Annotated in this window: 17 protein-coding genes; 4 read left to right on the top strand and 13 right to left on the bottom strand. The window is 54.1% G+C overall.

From position 1 onward, the window contains the following. Positions 1-71: 71 nt before the first annotated feature. Positions 72-1001 (top strand): fused MFS/spermidine synthase, encoded by a 930-nt coding sequence (locus JRG72_02355; GenBank protein ID MBW2134065.1) that lies wholly within the window; start codon positions 72-74, stop codon positions 999-1001. A gap of 3 nt (positions 1002-1004) precedes the next feature. Here the strand turns inward: JRG72_02355 and JRG72_02350 are convergent, their stop codons facing one another. Both JRG72_02350 and JRG72_02345 read right to left on the bottom strand, forming a co-directional pair. Beyond that, a complete protein-coding gene (locus JRG72_02350) occupies positions 1005-1604 on the bottom strand; it encodes a thermonuclease family protein (protein ID MBW2134064.1) in 600 nt (199 codons plus the stop codon). A gap of 46 nt (positions 1605-1650) precedes the next feature. Next, a complete protein-coding gene (locus tag JRG72_02345; GenBank protein ID MBW2134063.1) occupies positions 1651-2526 on the bottom strand; it encodes an SDR family oxidoreductase in 876 nt (291 codons plus the stop codon). A 177-nt stretch (positions 2527-2703) separates the two neighbouring features. Between JRG72_02345 and JRG72_02340 the strand changes: the two genes are divergently transcribed. Then, positions 2704-3102 (top strand): DUF4019 domain-containing protein, encoded by a 399-nt coding sequence (locus JRG72_02340; GenBank protein MBW2134062.1) that lies wholly within the window; start codon positions 2704-2706, stop codon positions 3100-3102. 31 nt (positions 3103-3133) lie between these two features. Then, a complete protein-coding gene (locus JRG72_02335) occupies positions 3134-3658 on the top strand; it encodes a hypothetical protein (GenBank protein ID MBW2134061.1) in 525 nt (174 codons plus the stop codon). Between the two features lie 183 nt (positions 3659-3841). Here JRG72_02335 and argJ read toward each other — a convergent pair whose 3' ends face one another. From argJ to JRG72_02320, 3 genes are all read right to left on the bottom strand, one after another. Continuing rightward, a complete protein-coding gene (argJ, locus tag JRG72_02330) occupies positions 3842-5023 on the bottom strand; it encodes a bifunctional glutamate N-acetyltransferase/amino-acid acetyltransferase ArgJ (GenBank protein ID MBW2134060.1) in 1182 nt (393 codons plus the stop codon). A 4-nt stretch (positions 5024-5027) separates the two neighbouring features. Further along, entirely contained in the window at positions 5028-7547 is a 2520-nt protein-coding gene (gene secA, locus JRG72_02325) for a preprotein translocase subunit SecA (protein MBW2134059.1), read from the bottom strand. A 327-nt stretch (positions 7548-7874) separates the two neighbouring features. Continuing rightward, entirely contained in the window at positions 7875-8330 is a 456-nt protein-coding gene (locus JRG72_02320) for an N-acetyltransferase (protein ID MBW2134058.1), read from the bottom strand. A gap of 101 nt (positions 8331-8431) precedes the next feature. On the opposite strand from JRG72_02320, the gene JRG72_02315 reads away from it, so the two are divergent. Continuing rightward, positions 8432-8932: a peptidylprolyl isomerase gene (locus tag JRG72_02315; GenBank protein ID MBW2134057.1), complete on the top strand. Its 501-nt coding sequence runs from the start codon at positions 8432-8434 to the stop codon at positions 8930-8932. A gap of 69 nt (positions 8933-9001) precedes the next feature. Here the strand turns inward: JRG72_02315 and JRG72_02310 are convergent, their stop codons facing one another. From JRG72_02310 to JRG72_02275, 8 genes are all read right to left on the bottom strand, one after another. Beyond that, positions 9002-9259 (bottom strand): 4Fe-4S binding protein, encoded by a 258-nt coding sequence (locus tag JRG72_02310; GenBank protein ID MBW2134056.1) that lies wholly within the window; start codon positions 9257-9259, stop codon positions 9002-9004. 219 nt (positions 9260-9478) lie between these two features. Further along, entirely contained in the window at positions 9479-10924 is a 1446-nt protein-coding gene (locus tag JRG72_02305; GenBank protein ID MBW2134055.1) for a cobyrinate a,c-diamide synthase, read from the bottom strand. Next, positions 10924-11178, bottom strand: a complete 255-nt coding sequence (locus tag JRG72_02300) for a hypothetical protein (GenBank protein MBW2134054.1) — start codon at positions 11176-11178, stop codon at positions 10924-10926. Before JRG72_02300 ends, JRG72_02305 begins: the two co-directional genes overlap by 1 nt. A 13-nt stretch (positions 11179-11191) precedes the next feature. Further along, entirely contained in the window at positions 11192-12265 is a 1074-nt protein-coding gene (gene dsrB, locus JRG72_02295) for a dissimilatory-type sulfite reductase subunit beta (GenBank protein MBW2134053.1), read from the bottom strand. Positions 12266-12348: 83 nt separating this feature from the next. Further along, positions 12349-13590, bottom strand: coding sequence for a dissimilatory-type sulfite reductase subunit alpha (gene dsrA / locus JRG72_02290; GenBank protein ID MBW2134052.1), 1242 nt, complete (start codon positions 13588-13590; stop codon positions 12349-12351). Between the two features lie 137 nt (positions 13591-13727). Beyond that, positions 13728-15056 carry an insulinase family protein gene (locus JRG72_02285; GenBank protein MBW2134051.1) on the bottom strand — a complete coding sequence of 443 codons (1329 nt, stop codon included), beginning with the start codon at positions 15054-15056 and terminating at the stop codon, positions 13728-13730. Positions 15057-15102: 46 nt separating this feature from the next. Next, positions 15103-16425, bottom strand: coding sequence for an insulinase family protein (locus tag JRG72_02280; GenBank protein MBW2134050.1), 1323 nt, complete (start codon positions 16423-16425; stop codon positions 15103-15105). A gap of 52 nt (positions 16426-16477) precedes the next feature. Next, a complete protein-coding gene (locus JRG72_02275; GenBank protein ID MBW2134049.1) occupies positions 16478-17422 on the bottom strand; it encodes a hypothetical protein in 945 nt (314 codons plus the stop codon). Between the last annotated feature and the right edge of the window lie 61 nt (positions 17423-17483).

Genomic DNA, 17483 nt, shown 5'->3' with positions numbered 1-17483 from the left:
GAGAAAGCGATTGCACCTTTACCGGTTTTAGCAGTAAAATAAATAAATTGATTAAATGAGGAGGACTGACGATGACCACAGATTGGCCCGCCGGCGACTGGTACCTGACGTATGACACCCCCCATGACCTCTCGGCTTACCGCAAGACCCGGGGCCTGGCCCAAGGCCGGACAGAATTTCAGGAGTATGAAATCTGGGAAAACCCCGTTCTGGGGCGGGTATTGGTTCTGGATGGAGTGATTCAGTCAGCAGAGCGGGATGAATTTATTTACCATGAGGCTCTGGTCCATCCGGCGCTGACCGCCCATCCCCAGCCCCGGCAAGTAGCCATACTGGGAGGGGGGGAAGGGGCAACCCTCCGGGAAGTGCTAAAGCATGATTGTGTTAGCCGGGTGGTCATGGTTGATCTGGACGCCGAGATCGTTGCCCTCTGCCGCCAATGGCTGCCAACCTTTCATGCCGGGGCCTTCGACGACCACCGGGTGGAGTTGCGCCATGAAGATGCCCGGGCCTGGTTGGCCCGGCAGCCGGACCACAGCCTTGACGTTATCCTGATGGATATCACCGATCCCCTGGCCGGTGGTCCCGCAATCTTCTTATTTACCAAGGAAATGTTCGAATTGATTCAGGTGAAACTGACCAAGCCAGGGCTGTTTAGCATTCAATCCGGTTCTGCGGAACGGACGCCGCGTCTCATCCCTCATCTTTACCGGACCATCGGCTCAGTTTTTCCGCAGGTATTCCCCTATACTGCCTTTATTGCCAGTTTTGATGACCTGTATGGCTTTATTCTGGCCGGCGGCGATACCCTACAGTGGCCATCCCCAGCCACCGTGGCCCAGCGGCTGGCCACCCGCCACCTGCCGCCGCTCCGTTGGTATGGGCCCGAATTTTCTGCCACCCTGCCATGGCTGCCCCCTTATATTAAAGCACATATTGAACGAGCCGGACAGCTCTGTACCGATGCCCACCCTATTTTAGTAGGTAAGACAATTCCATGACTCTTAAGGGCGGCACATCTTACAGGGACCGTAACCTTGAAAATAGGCTTCCTGGGGATGAGCAAAAATAATCCGGTTTTGCCGCGACATGCGTTTGGCCGCCGGACAGTGGGGACGATGAAAACGAAAGCTGCGGCTGTTGCCAACATAATAAGGTTCATCGGCCTTGAGCGGGCGTTGCCAGATGCCCTTACGCGCCTCCATGGCCTGACGCTGACAGGCCACCAATAAATCCTGGTAGCGAAGATTGGGCGGGATAAGATAGACTTGGGCCAAGCCCTGGCGGATCAGTTCAGCATTGACCATCCGGTTATCGGGCAGAAATAAATAGGCCAACAACCGGCCGTATTGGTCATAGCGCTCTACATCATACTCCAGGCGCAGTCTTTGATTTTGCACCAATTGGGCATTAAATTTTTTGGCCTCCTCGGCCAGGAAATCCGGGGGTTGATGGTTCTGGCCCATCTCTGGGGTATCAATGCCCAGATAGCGCACGGTGCGGCCATCGGTCAGGATTATGGTATCGCCGTCGACGACTTCCTGGACTACTCCGTATTGGGGCGGTCCCTCCGGGCAGCCGCAACCCCAGCCACAAGTCCCCAACCACAGGCAGAGAAAAACCGCCCCAAGAAGCCAGGGCCACTTCCGGTTAATCCAATGGTTTGAGTTTATCCTCAAAATAGGGAATCGTCGCATTTAGCCCTTCAGTCAAAGTAATGGTCGGCGTCCACCCCAGTTGGGCCTTAGCTTTGCTGATATCAGGACAGCGTTGCTTAGGGTCGTCGGGGGGCAATGGTTTAAAAATTAAAGGAGCGCGGCTGCGGGTAAGCTCCAGGACTTTTTGGGCCAACTCCAGGATGGTGAACTCTTGCGGGTTCCCCAGATTAACCGGTCCGTCAAAAGCTTCGTAATTCATCAGCCGTACCAGCCCCTCGACCAGATCGGCCTGGACAATAAAGTTGCTGATCACCCGGCCATCCTTGATCGCCATCCGGGGCCCATAGGTGTTGAAAATCCGGGCAATGCGAATATCTACATGATTCTGCCGGTAATAATCCATCATCAGGGTTTCGGCCACCCGCTTGCCCTCATCATAGCAACTACGCACGCCGATGCAATTGACATTCCCCCAATAATCCTCCTTCTGGGGGTGCATCGTCGGATCACCATAGATTTCCGAGGTGGAGGCTTGCAGGATGCGGGCCTTAACCCGTTTGGCCAGCCCTAGCATATGCAAGGTGCCTAGTACATTGGTCTTGATGGTTTTGACTGGGTTATATTGATAATGCACCGGCGAGGCCGGACAGGCCAGGTTGTAGATCTGATCGACCTCCAGCATTATCGGGTTCACCAGATCATGTCGGATAATTTCCAAGCGGGGATGATCCCGCAGGTGCAAAAGGTTGTCCCTGGAGCCGGTAAAATAATTGTCCAGGGAAATAACCTCCTGCCCCTGCCCCAGCAGGTATTCCACCAGATGTGAGCCGATGAAGCCGGCGCCGCCGGTGACTAAAATACGCGCCATGGAATTAGATCTCCTTGCAGTCATTGTTGAATCTAGCTATTTTTTCCCAAACTATTGCAAAAGTCCAGCAATTTTGCCATTGACAGCAATATTCACTTGCATCATGATGTATAAACGCAGGCACCTGATATGAGGGGAGGCGGCTAAGTGGATTATCGGGATCAATACTTAGGCCTGATGGTTTTGTTGGTCCTTTCCTTGAGCCTATCGGCCTGGGGGCAAGGAAAAAGTAAGTATCCACAGGAAAAGAAAGAGGTCTTTAACTTTCTGGAGATGATTGATCGCGGTGACTATGCTGGCAGCTATGGGCTGACTTCGGCCTATTTTCAGGGCATTGTCAATCAAAAGAAGTGGGTTGAGCTACTCACTGGTGGTAGACGGCCATTGGGACCGCTGATCTCCCGGCACCTCATCAGATCTGAAAGCAAAACCTCCCTGCCGGGTGCTCCTGACGGCCTCTATCAAGTGTTTACAATGAAATCCTCATTTGAGGATAAGAAATCTGCGACCGAAACGGTCACTTTGGAGAAGGAGAAAGATGGCAGCTTTAAGGTGTCGGGATATTATATCCGCTAGCCTGGGCAGATGCTGGGGCTGGAGGCTGAGGTTGGCCCTGGCCGGGTGCCTGGCCCTGATGGCCTGCGGGGCGCCCGCCTCAGAGTTGCAACAGGTTCAGGAGCAGGTCAAGGAGCTCCAGGCCCAAGTGGTTAGACTGGAGGAGAAACTGGGTCAGGTTCAGGCCGATCAGCAAAAAATGCTCTCTATGTTGGCCAAACAGCCGCCACCACACGAGCCTGAGGCCCTTGTCCCAAAAGCCGGCGAACCGGCCGTCAGCCCTACCCCGGCGTTAACCGTCGCCCAGCTGGTGCAAACCAAAGAGCGCTACCTGGAGACCAAGGTGACGGTCAAAGGCCAGCTCGGTCTGGTGCTGATTCACCGCAAGTCTTTTTTCCTCAAAGGCCCCCAGGAGCAGGTCCTGGTGTTCTTTGGCAACCTGACCGATGCCGATACCGTGCAACGCCTGACTACCCAGGGGTGGCCAGGTCAGATTACGGTGACCGGCACCTTTGTCGCCTCAGACCAGATCCGGGAGGGGTATCAGATCATCGCCGAAGCGGTTAATTTCCTTTAAATTTCTACCAAATCTTGGACGACTGGGGATTCTGGGTCGATTCAGGGGGAGATGATCAGCTTACCTTTCCGGACCTCCCTTTCCTTTGCCGGTAAACCCTTTTGGGCGTAATGAATTCCGCCCCCATGGTCAAGAAAAAATAGTTTTTTGAACCAACCTGGTATGGGTCCAAATATCCCTTAATCAGCTGCGGTATTTGGCGTTGATGCGGACGTAATCAGCGGTCAGGTCGCAGGTCAGGTAATAATCCGAAAAATCGCCCCGGTGGAGGCGGATGGTCAGGTCAAAGGAGCCGCTCAGCATCAGTTCATGAGCCGCCTGCTCGGCTTCCACGTCCACTGCTTGGCCATTTTTGACGACTTGATAGGGGCCATAAAAGATCTCCACCCGCTCCGGGTCGAGCCGGGCGCCGGAGCGCCCCAAAGCCGCCATGATTCGCCCCCAATTGGCATCGGCGCCGCTGACCGCGGTTTTCACCAGAGGCGAAGTAGCCACGGTTTCCGCGGCCTTGCGGGCGTCAACGGCACTGGCCGCTCCTTCTACGATTACCCGAAAGCAATGGTGAGCACCCTCGCCATCCCGGACGATCTGGCCGGCCAAGTCAATCATGACCTGGTGCAGCAGGCTGGCAAAAGCCTGACCTTCCGGGCTGTCCGGGTTATCGATGGGCTGGTTGTGAGCCTGACCGCTGGCCAACACCAGGACGGTGTCATTGGTGCTGGTATCGCCATCAACGCTGATCCGGTTGAAACTCTGAGGCAGCCCGGCTTTGAGATAGGTTTTTAAGAGGCGCGGGCCAATGTCCGCATCGGTAAGGATAAAAGCCAACAGGGTGGCCATCCGGGGATGGATCATTCCAGCTCCCTTGGCAATGCCAGCCACGGTGATCGGATAATCCCCGAGATTTCCCTCCATCTGGGCGGTCTTGGGAATGGTATCGGTGGTCATTATGGCCTGGGCCACTTCCGAAAGACTCTCAGGGGCCAGGCGGGCCACTAGCCCGGGCAGGGCCGCCACAATCTTTTCGGGGGCCAACTTCTGGCCGATAACCCCGGTCGAGGCAGGCAAGACCAATTTATCGGGGATGTCCAGATAACGCGCCGCCCAATGCGTCGCTTCCCAGGCTGCTTCCAGGCCATCAGCGCCGGTGCAGGCATTGGCGTTGCCACTGTTGACCAGAATGGCCTGGGCCCGGCCGGACCGCAACCGCTCTCGACAGATCACCACTGGGGCCGCCTTTACTCGGTTGGTGGTAAACACTCCCGCGGCGGCGGCTGGTCGGATGGCGGTAATCAGGGCCAGGTCGAGCTGCTGGCCTTTTTTGATACCGGCCCCCCCGGCCGCGGCCCGAAAGCCCGGCACCATCAACTTATTTGCGGCCACAACACTTTTTGTATTTTTTTCCACTTCCACAGGGACAAGGGTCATTACGCCCTACTTTCTTGCCTTCTCTTTTCACCGGCTGGCGCTCGCCGTTGCCGCCGTGACTGAAAACCAGCGGCTGTTCCTGACGTTCCGGCTCGGCATATTCCTGGGGCTGTCGCAGACGAATATGGAACAGCGCCCGAATGGTATCTTCCTTGATGCGGTGGATCATGTCCACAAACATGCTGTAGCCTTCCCGCTGATACTCCCGGAGAGGATCCACCTGGGCGTACCCCCGGAGCCCGATGCCATCCCGAAGATGATCCATGGATAACAGATGCTCTTTCCAATTATTATCCACCATCTGCAACATGATCATCTGCTGCAATTCCGGAAAAATTTCGGGTCCAAGCTCTTGTTCCTTGGCCTCATAGGCCTGTTGCACCTGTTGATACAGATAATCTTTTAAATCTTCCTGGCTCAGCTCATGGGGATTGCCGGGATTAAGATTCAACTGCAAACCGAACTGCCGTAAACAGGCCATTTCCAGACCTTGCAGATCCCATTCTTCCGGTAAGGCCTGGTCACTGGTATATTCTTCCACCATCTCTTCGACCAGCTCCAGGGCAATATCCAGGACATCCTCCTTGAGGTTCTGGCCTTGCAAAATCTCTCGCCGCTGATTATAGATCACCTCCCGTTGTTTGTTCATGACATTGTCATATTCCAGGAGGTGTTTGCGGATGTCAAAGTTATGGCCTTCCACCCGTTTCTGGGCTCGTTCAATGGCGTTAGTGATCATCTTGTGTTCGATGGGCTGACCATCTTCCATGCCCAGGCGGCCCATAAAGCCCTTGATACGGTCCGAGCCAAAGATGCGCAACAGATCATCCTCCAGGGACAGGTAAAATCTGGAGGTGCCCGGGTCGCCCTGGCGCCCGGAACGGCCGCGCAGCTGATTATCGATGCGACGGCTTTCGTGACGTTCGGTGCCCAGGATATGCAATCCCCCGGTCTCTATCACCCCGGAACCCAGGACGATATCGGTGCCCCGGCCCGCCATGTTAGTGGCGATGGTGACCGCGCCCCATTGTCCGGCCTGGGCCACGATCTGAGCCTCTTTTTCATGGTGCTTGGCATTCAACACCTCGTGCTTGATGCCCTCTCGTTTGAGCATCCGGCTCAGCCGCTCCGACTTTTCCACCGAGGTGGTACCCACCAGAACCGGTTGTCCCCGCTGGTGGCAGTCCTTGATCTCCTCCACGATGGCATTAAACTTTTCGGCCTCCGATTTATAGATGACATCGGGGTTGTCAATTCGAATCATCTGCTTATGGGTAGGGATGACCACCACATCCAGGTTGTAAATCTTTTTGAATTCCTCGGCTTCGGTATCGGCGGTCCCGGTCATTCCGGCCAACTTGTTATACATCCGGAAAAAATTCTGGAAGGTTATGGAGGCCAGGGTCTGGTTCTCGCTTTCGATCCTGACCCCCTCTTTGGCTTCCAGGGCTTGGTGCAGACCATCTGAGTAGCGCCGCCCTGGCATCAGCCGGCCAGTAAATTCGTCGACAATGATCACCTGGCCGTCCTTAACAATGTAATCTACATCCCGTTTGAACAGGCAATGGGCCTTGAGGGCTTGATTGATGTGGTGTAAGATTTCAATATTTTTAGGGTCATAGAGATTGGTCACCCGGATCAGTTTTTCCACCCGGGCCACTCCCTCATCAGTCAGAGCCACGGTGCGGGATTTTTCATCTATGGTATAGTCCTGACCAGATTTCAGCCGGGGCACCACTCGGTCGAGACGGACATAAAGCTCGGTCGATTCCTCTGCCGGTCCGGAAATGATCAGCGGCGTCCGGGCCTCATCGATCAGGATGGAGTCCACTTCGTCGACAATGGCGTAGTTAAAGCCGCGTTGCACGTAATCCGCCAGGGAGAACTTCATGTTATCCCGCAGGTAATCAAAGCCGAATTCATTATTGGTGCCGTAGGTCACATCAGCCGCGTAAGCCTGGCGGCGTTCCTGGTCATCCAGACCGTGGACGATGGTCCCGACGGTTAAACCTAAAAATTGATAAATCCCACCCATCCAGGCACTATCGCGGCGGGCCAGATAATCGTTGACGGTAACCACATGCACGCCCTGGCCGGTCAGGGCGTTGAGATAGACCGGCAATACAGCCACCAGGGTCTTGCCTTCCCCGGTCTTCATCTCGGCAATTTTGCCTTGGTGCAGCACCGCCGCGCCAATAATCTGCACATCAAAGGGGCGCATCCCCAATACCCGGACCGAGGCTTCCCGGGCCACGGCAAAGGCCTCCGGCAACAACTCCTCCAGGCTCTCGCCGTTCTCCAGCCGGGTCTTGAATTCCGCCGTCTTGGCCTGCAACTCGGCGTCGGAGAGTTTTTGCAAACCCGGCTCCAGGCTGTTGACCCGATCTACCAGCGGGACCAACCGGCGCAATTCGCGCTCATTTTTACTGCCAAAAATCTTTTTAACAATTGCTCCAAACATGATTTTAAGCTATCTTCTAAAACCTTTTTTGGTTTACAATATCTTTGGCTAAAATATTAAAGGGGAATCTTAACTTAGTATCGTTTTCGGTGGCACTTGAAACTCAAACTAGTATAACTCGAAGTCCTTCCCAAGGCTGCCAAGCTTTTGGCGGTTAGCATTAAAAAAACCCGATAAAGCCTCACTTCATCGGGATTTACAATAACTTGTCTTCCACGGTTCGTTAAGCCCTAGACTTAGCTTTGTAAAGAATTTCCCCCTTCCAATATTTAATATAATAGCTCTGAATGAGGGGTCTGTCAAGACTCTCCGATTCATCCCGGTAAGTTAATATTCCAGCATCAGGGCGACCTCGTCACAGTCAGGGAACTTGGGACATCTCACACAATCAGCCCAAACTATATGGGGCAGGATGTTTTTATCTATTATTTTAAAGCCAAAACGGGCAAAAAAATCAGGACGGTAGGTGAGGACGAAAACCCGCTCTAAACCCAGAGTGATAGCCTCGGAGAGACACATCTCGACTAATTGACTGCCGATGCCGCGCTGTCGATATGGATCAAGGACGGCAAGAGAGCGTATCTCCCCTAAATCTTCCCAACTGACATGCAAGGCGGCAATGCCACACAGGGGCCCCTGGCCATTCTCTTGGTAGACAAAATAATCCCGGACCTGGCTATAGAGTTCACCCATGGTGCGGGGTAAAAGTTCCCCGCGGCTGGCAAACAGCTGTAAAATACGGCGGATTTCTTTAACGTCGGCAACGCGGGCCTTCCTGATCATCTCGCCCCAGATAATCCCAGATCAATAATTATTGGTTGGACCTTGACATGCCGCGGTTTTTTAGAGAAGCTTAACCAAGCCTTGAAAAGGAGTCACCATTAATGGATATCCAAAAAGATTGTTTCGTCCGGTTAGAATATCGCCTTTGCCTGGATAACGGGGAATTTATTAAAGGCTCGGAAGAGCACCCGGCCATCTTAACTTTCGTTGCCGGCTATAACGAACTTCTCCCCAGCCTGGAAGTGCGACTTATGGGTCTTAAAGAAAATGAGTCCCGCGAATTTGTCATCCCCGCCGCGCAAGCCTTTGGTCCGCATGAACCAAGCCAGGTACAAGCATGGAACCGCAGCTGTTTCCCGGCCGAAATGAAGCTCCACCCGGGACTACGAGTTACCCCGGCCAACTCCTTGATACCTCTAGATTATCCCTTTATTGTTACGGAAGTCAAGGAAAATAGCGTAGTTCTGGATATGAACCATCCACTGGCTGGCAAAGACCTTCACTATTCCGTGCGCATCTTAGAAGTGCGACCAGCTACCCAGGAAGAATTAGAGCCCCGGCAGAAATGCCAAACCTGTCAAGATGATATTTTGGTAGGCTAGAATTGTCTCAAATGTTAAAAATTGCGCTGGCCTTTGACACAGGCCAGCGCTTTTCTGTGAAGCTGAAGCTTAAACCTCGGTGACGGTAATCGCCCCGGTAGGACAGACCTCGATACAGCTTTCACAGCCCAAACATTCTTCCTCATTAACGACTACAGCTTTTTCATTCTGTAGTTCGAGGACTCCAGAGGGACAGACGTTAACGCACTCCTCGCAACCTTCACATTTTTCCTCATCAACCTCAACACGCCACGCCATGGGTTGTTTCACCTCCTTCTTCTTATACTCACTTTGATTAATAAGTACGTCTTGGAAATCAAAAAGCATCCACGTCTAGCAAGCCGTGAGACCATCGGATGCTGATCAATCTCTTTCTGAGGCCTGTTCAACAACCAGAGCGGCTCCTGAAATTATCGGCCTGCCAAACAAGATACTTTTTTCACAATCCCCTATGGTAATTCGTATATAATAGAGCACCAAGCAATGTCAAGGAAAAAGTTATCCCCCCGAAGTTCTGAAAAGAGGGGGATTTTGCCTCTCAAGGGGTTAAATAGCCAGCTCTTTATAGCCGCAAGCCGGGGGGAGGTGGGATCTTGCCAGCCGGTTTTGGTCACGAAATTTAAGCGCTTGATGGACCACGGCTTCGGCCCATCCAGCGGTGCCCAGAGCGTGGATATGAGTAAAAGTAGCCAAAACATTCTTATAGCACACACCATCTCGCTGCTCGATAATGCCTTGACCGCGCTGGAGCCGAAAAACCATGTCCTCAGGCTTTATTTGAGAGTTGATCACCCGGGAATAGTGGAATTCATGGCCCCTTAATTGAGTTCCAACCGGGAAAAAGGGATTCGGTCCTTCCACCGCCGCAATGGTATAGCCGTGACCCTGGGGCCGTTTGCCCAGCTTAAAGGATAAGGGCAGGACTCCGGCCATGGGATAGGTTTGCCCCGCCAGGACCAGGCTTTCCCCTAAATACATTAAACCGCCGCATTCGGCATAAATCGGCAATCCACCCTCGGCGGCTTGCCAGACACAGCGGCGCAAGCTTTCATTATTAGCCAGGGCCGCGGCATGGGTTTCTGGGAAACCACCGCCAATGTACAAAGCATCTATCAGCGGCAGAAAGTGATCCTGCAAGGCATTGATCTCTACCAGGCGGGCTCCCAGGCGGGTTAACAACTCCAGATTTTCTGGATAATAGAATTGAAAGGCGGAATCTCGAACGATCCCGATTACCACCTGTTCTACCCCGGACTGGAACTCATTGCCACCCGCCAATGTCCCCGAGGGCAAAAAAGGCGCCTGGTCCGCCAACTCCCAGAGGCGATCAATATCCAAATATTTCTGGGCCAAATCAAGGGCGGTAGCTACTGCCCGATGGGCTGCCCGGTGCTCTTGGGGAGGCACCAGACCCATGTGGCGTTCAGGAAAGACGGCACACTTAAGGCGAGGAATGGCTCCCAGGACGGGGAGGCCACAGTACCGCTCAATGGCGGCGCGTAGTACCTCTTCGTGGCGCGGACGAGCGATCTGGTTAAGAACCACGGCCCGGAGGGCGACTTCAACATCAAAGCGTTGACAACCCAACACCAAGGCCGCGGCGGTGCGGGTGGTCATGGTGCAATCGACCACCAGCACCACTGGAGCCTGGAGTAATTTGGCGAGCTCGGCTGTGCTGGACGTGCCCTCAACATCGAGGCCATCGTATAGACCGCGGTTGCCTTCGATCAGGACCCCATCAGCTTGGGCGGCATGATGGGCTACCGAGGCCAACACCTGGTCCCGATCCATCAGGAACGGATCCAGGTTGTAGCAGGCCCGGCCGGCGGCCAGAGAATGCCAGGCCGGATCAATATAATCCGGCCCTTTTTTAAAGGGCACGACCGCTCGTCCCTGTTGGCGCCAAGCGGCCAATAGGCCAAGGGTCAGGGTGGTTTTACCCGCCCCGCCCCGCAGGGCCGTTAGTACCAACCGGGGACAGGGTCGCGGCATTAGAGCTTTTTGGCCGCCCCTTCCTCATGGGGCAATTCGACGAAGCTGCCGCCGAAATAGGTATACACGCAGCGGCCGCTATCAATCAACTCTTTGATGGCGTATTTGACATCGTTTTTGCTTACCCGATCGCCATATTTCTTGAGCATCAGCTTGGTAAGATCGCCCGCCTTGAGCTGTTTCTTACCCTGGACTTTGGCCACTTCCTGGTAGATACTTTCTACCAATTCTTCTTTGGGGACTGGTTCAGCCATTATTACACCTTAATTAAAATTTAAAATGCATTGAGGTGTTATAAGTATCGTAGGCCCACTTATAATCATCAATGTGTTGGAAGGTAAACGGAATTTCACACATTTCAAAGAAGCGGTTCCAACCGATCCGCTGGACCCACTCGCCCAATCTTTCCCATTTCTTGGCGTTTTCAGCGTAGGTGGTTAGAATCTTGCGGATAGCCTGAACCACTTCGGGCCAGCGGGGAGGATTGTTGGGCAGATAAGGTACTCCCAAGCGGGAGAACATCGGCGGATGCTTGGCGTTGGACACCTTGCCGCCAATCAACAGGGCCACTCCACCTTTGTCCGGATCAAATAAAGGCATGGCCGGGCACATGGTGTAGCAGTTGCCGCAGTACATGCAACGTTCCTCGTTGACCACCACGCTCTTGATGCTCTTGTCCGGATGCGGCCGGATGGCACCGGTGGGGCAGGAGGCGATGGTGGTGGGGATTTCGCACAAGTGCCTTAATTTATCGTGGAAGATTTTCGGCGCCGTCCGGTGGATGCCCAGGATGGCGATGTCAGAGCAATGCACCGCGCCACACATATTGAGACAGCAGGCCAGGGAGATGCGCACCTGGGCCGGCAGGGTGTGATGGCCAAAATACTCGAACAGATCGTCCATCACCGACTTGACGATCCCCGAGGCGTCAATGGCCGGGGTGTGACAGTGAATCCAGCCCTGAGTATGAACGATACTGGTCACGGCGTGACCGGTACCGCCTACCGGCCAGCCCTGGGCTTTGATGGCCGCAATCAGGGGCTCGACATTCTCTTTTTTGTTGGTCAAAAACTCAATATTATTGCGGCTGGTCCAGCGAACATACCCGTCACAGAATTTGTCGGCAATATCGCAGACCTCCCGGACATAATCTGTGGTTAACAAACGACCGGCCCCACAACGTACCGTATATAGCTCATCGCCGCTTTCGCCGACATGCTTTAACACCCCGGGTTGAGGAATTTCATGATATTTCCATTTCCCGTAATTTGCCTTAATTACCGGGGGTAAGAACTGTTCATAATGTGGGGGCCCAATATCCGTTATTCTTTCTTCTGCCATGTTGTCAACCTCCTGACAAGATTAGAACTCTCGATAAGTTATGCAGTGATAGCGTCATAGATTAGCCGGCACTGATTAAAGCTTTACAATTTGATATAGGTTTTACCTTCGGCCTCAGCCTCGAAATCTTCCGCATGCCAGAAGAAGAAGGGGTTACAGCGCGGCCACTTGATGGACTGGGGCACGGGATCTAGACCCACTGCCTTGCAGAACTCGCGCATGCCCAGCCGCAGGATCAACTCTCCGACCCGCTCCCGGTTCTTGCCGTTTTCTGTCCACCATTCCATGATGTTGGCACCCAATTCCTTCAGCTCATCGAACGGCTTCTCCATTTCCATGAAGGGCACGATCACCCAGCTCATCTGAGCCCCTTCCAGAATCGGGGCATGGGAACCTAACAGGATGGTAGCTCCCTTTTCGGTGCCCGGCCGTAGGGCCTGAGGCATCAGGTTAATACAATGCATGCAGTGGTTACATTCGCGATCATTGATCTTCAGGGTACTGCCATCCCAGCTCATGCATTGGGTGGGGCACAGGTCTACGACATCCTTTTGGATATCCAGTTTGTCAACATGGGCGCCGCCGCCTTTGGGTTTCAGTTCCCCGCCGGCATAGGCCTTAACGGCCGCCTGGTCAATGCGGATATCGTCTTTCCAGACGCCGATTACCGAACAATCGGCCCGCGCTACCGCGGCCACGCAATCATTGGGACAGCCCGAGAACTTAAACTTAAATTTGTAAGGGAACCCAGGCCGATGCAGCTCAAACTGGAATTCCTGGGTGATATCATAGCAGGCTTCCATGGTGTCGTAACAGGACCATTCACACCGGGCCGGGCCGCAGCAACAACTGGGGCTGCGCATGGCCGACCCCGAGCCGCCGATATCGAAACCTTTGTGGGCCAAGGCTTGGAAGCACGGTTCCAAATTATCGGTGGTGGTGCCCAGGAAAATGATATCCCCGGTGGAACCATGCATGTTTAAAACCCCGCTGCCGTACTGGTCCCAGATGTCGCACAGCATGCGCAAGGCCTCGGTAGTATAAAACCATCCCGAGGGATGGTTAATACGCATGGTATGGAAATGCTCCAACCCCGGAAACTCATCCGGCAGGTCGGAATAACGGCCAATGATGCCGGAACCATATCCCAAGACGCCGACGATCCCACCATGCTTCCAGTGGGTAATCTTGTCGCGATAAGAACGCTCCAATTGTCCTAAAAGGTCCTTAACCTGAGGTTTTTGGGCGGCCTTGCGCTTCAAATCTTTAACGAAGCTAGGCCAGGGTCCGGTTTCCAATTGATCTAACATCGGAGTATCTGACATAAAAACCTACCTCCCTTTCTACGGATTATGAGTGACTATTTATCCTTTTTTTCACAAATATTTGTGGATAATATCACTCTTGTAGAAGTATTTGTCAACAAAAAAAATATGAAGCTTCTCAACAAAGCCTAAGCCCCTCAAGACTCAGTCACCAAATTGACCGGTCCCAGGGCTTCCAGATCGCTCTGGCAGAGTGCCGCTGGGCCTACCACCAGGACCACCAGTTTCTCGGGATGGAGGTGTGAGGCAGCGGCGGTCCGGACTTGTTCGAGTTGGACGGTTCGCATCTGGTCGCAATAGGTATGGAGATAATCGAACCCCAGGGAGTGCAAATCAATTTGCAACAAGTGTTGACCAATACCTCCTGGGGACTCTAACCCCATGGGGAAATGGCCGATATAAAAATTTTTAGCATCTTCTAATTCCTGTGCAGTTATGCCGCCCTGCTTTAGTTCCGCCAACACCACTTTCGTCTCCTGGATGACGGCCGCGGTATTACTGGCGGGAGTAAAAGTGGAAATCACAAACGGGCCTGGAGCCCGGCGGAAGTGGAAATGGCTGTTAATGCCATAAGTAAGACCCAGATCCGAACGGATCCGGGTCATCAACCGGGAGGAAAACCCGCCGCCGCCCAGGATATAATTGGCCAACCGCAGAGCAAAATAATCGGGATGTTGGCGCGGCAAACCCAGGTGACCGAGACGAATTTCACTTTGAGTCAAGGCCGGGCGGTCAAGCAGATAAATCCCCGGTTGGCCCAAGCTTGGGGGCGCTTCCTGATAAGGCGGCGCGGGCCGCGCTCCTCCCGACCAGGCTGACCAGAACCGGTCCGCTTCGTGGACCACGGTGGCCTCGGGGACCATGCCGACCACCACCAAAGTGCTTTCGCTAGGATGGAACTGGCGCTGATAAAAAGATTTAAGGTCCTCCAGGGTCAGAGCGGAGATTGACTCCAGATCGCCAGTGATCGGGTGACCGTAAGGACTATTGCCAAAAAACAGCCGGTAATACCAGCGATTGGCGACCTCCCGGGGATTATCCTGCAGATGCACCAACTCCGCCTGCCTTCTACCTTTGAGAAAGGCAAAGTCTTGCTCCGGAAAGTTGGGAGATTGTACCACCTCAGCCAACAGCGCCATCAACTCCCCGAAATCTTCGGCCAGACCTTCCAGGGTGACGACGCTGTAATCCCAATTTCCATGGGCCTCGAGCCTGGCCCCCCGCGACTCCACGTCGATAGCCAGGCGCAGTTGATCACGAGTCGTAGTTCCCAGGGTCAGACCTTCGGCAGTACAATCCGCGGTTCCTCCTTTGCCGGGGGGATCGGCTTCAGCACCCCGTTTGGCCATGAAACAGATACTCAACCACGGGGCCCGGTCATATTCTACTCCCAGCACGGTCAAGCCATTATTCAGATTAGTATGATATATGGCTGGCAAATAGTCGGCTACGGCAGATCCAGTCATGGTTGCTTCAGTCTCCTTATCCTTGCCGCGGCGGGGGGAGGTCAGATCAAGCTACCGGCCCTAAGGCAGCGTTTTCTGCCTCGGAAACTGGTTTGAGCATGACCACCGTGCGGTTGTCTTCGTTAAGATAGCGGCGGGCTGCGGCTTGAATATCGTCAGGAGACACCTGATCATACAAATCGGGAATCCGGTTGACCAGCCCTGCCTCCCCGGTCTTCAGATACAGCAAGGCGGCCAACACCCCCCGATAAAAATTATTGGCCAGGACCTTGACGTATTGAGCCCGCATCATCTTTTTTACCCGGTTGAGTTCTTCGGGAGTGACCCCCTGGTCCTGAATCTGAGCGATTTCATCCCAGACCTCTTCCTCTAAAGTGGCCAGCGGCTGACCGGGGGCAGCGAGGCCAATGATCACCAGAAGCCCAGGATCCTGGTAGGCAAACGGCGGGGGCGGCAGATGCACTTCCAGGTCAATGGCCTTGCCGGGCCGAACAAACCGCTGATAGCCGCGTGAGGCCTTGCCTTCCCCCAGAATCGCGGCCAACAACAGCACCGCATAAATCTCCGGGTCTTTCAGGCCGGGAACATGAAAACCGGCTAAAAAGGCCTCCACCTGAGAGACTTTTTTATAAATGGCCCGGCGTTCGCCGCGTTGGGGCGGCTCCTGGGCGCGGATCGGCGGCGGCACCCCCGGGCTGGGAATCGGACCAAAGTATTTGGCTACCAAATCCTGGGCCTGTTGCGAGTCCACATCCCCGGAGACCACCGCCACCAGGTTGGCCGGATTATAATAGGTGCGATGAAAGTCCAGACAATCTTCCAAAGTAAGATTGCGCAGATCATAATCCCAGCCCAGAATAGGCCATTGGTACGGGTGTTGAGTGTAGGCCATGGCCGACAGCAGTTCCAATGGCAACCCCAAAGGACTATCCACCGCCCGGAGCTTGCGTTCACTGCGCACCACCTCGCGTTCCGTGGCGAAATTATCCTGGGTCAGCCGGAGGTGCACCAATCGTTCGGCTTCTAATCTTACCGCTAATTCCAGATGCGCGGCGGGCAGATTCTCAAAATATGAGGTATTGTCTGAGGTAGTGAAGGCATTGACCTCTCCCCCCTTGGCCTGGATCACCTGGGAGAATTCCTCCGGTCCCAATTCCTTGGAGCCGCGAAACATCATGTGTTCAAACAAGTGGCTGATGCCGGTGATGCCCGGGCGTTCATTCCGGGAACCTACCGCATAATGCACCTGAAAAGAAACAATCGGCAAGCCGTGTTCCGGCAACACCAGCAGTGTGAGACCGTTGTCAAAGCGATATTGCTTGATGTCGATTTCGGGGTGCCAGGCTTCTGGCTTTAACATCTTTTCCATGTTTGGGCCTCTTGGGAGACAAACTTTGGTCTGGGGCTATCCTCTTATATTCCTAGTTTGAAGCCGTTGGTGGTGGATAACCGCTCCATTTTTCCAGCAGCTGCTCGTTTACCTTGATCGTTATTGGGGTCTGGTGCTGGATCGGAATCTGGGCCGGCGATTCGCCCTGGAGCACCCGCCGGGCCAGGGCGGCGGTCATTTTCCCCACCGCCTGATAATCGGTGGTAACACTCAAGATGGCGCCCGGAGCCTGAAAGTCCGGATGGCCGTTGACCACCAGAAGCTTTTGCTCCTGCCCCCATTTAAGGAGCAAAGGCGCATAACGGCGAGCGTTTTGATCCGGCAGAATATAGACTACCTGCACCCTTTGGTCCAGCAGGGCTTGCAATCCCGCCTGGGCTTCGGTTTCCGAAGAAGTTGCCTGCACTACCGGGTTCAGACCAAATTCCGGGGCCAGGCTTTTAAATTGGTCACAGAGCTCGATCGAACTACCTTCCATGGGATTAAAGAGCAGGCCCCAGCGCCGATATGACGGAAACAGTTGGGAGCCCCGCTTTAAAGCCTCGACCACCGGCGGTGGACTGGCAATCCCAGTAATATTGCCCTGATGATTCTCCGGGTGATCGCGGTTATAGGCGGCACCGGTGAAATAGGGATCGGCGACCATGCCGAAGACAATTAACGGACGCGGCTTGATTTTAGGCGCGACCAGGCTTAAGGCCGGAGTACTGAGTACTATCAATAGGGCTAAATCTTCCTGGGCCAGTTGCTCCACCAGCTCCTGGCCCCGGTGCCAGTCGCCTCCGGCTTCCAGCAGGGGCAGGTCGACAACCCCCAATTCCTGCTTTAAACCTTGTATAACCTGCTCCACCCGGGGGTTACGGTCGAAACAAAAGACCTTGATCGGCGCCGGGGGGGGCCCACAGGCGACCTGACCGAAAAGCAGAACGATTAATGATTTCTTAATCCAGATGCAGCAGCTTGAAAGCAACGTCAAAGCTTTACCACCATATCAGATTAATAATGAACAGGCTATATAATTAGGCCATCGGGGTCAA

This window comes from Deltaproteobacteria bacterium (assembly GCA_019309545.1).
Lineage (GTDB): Bacteria > Desulfobacterota > Desulfobaccia > Desulfobaccales > Desulfobaccaceae > Desulfobacca_B.
Note: the sequence above shows the minus strand (reverse complement) of the source record. Positions and strands in the feature narration are given on the sequence as shown.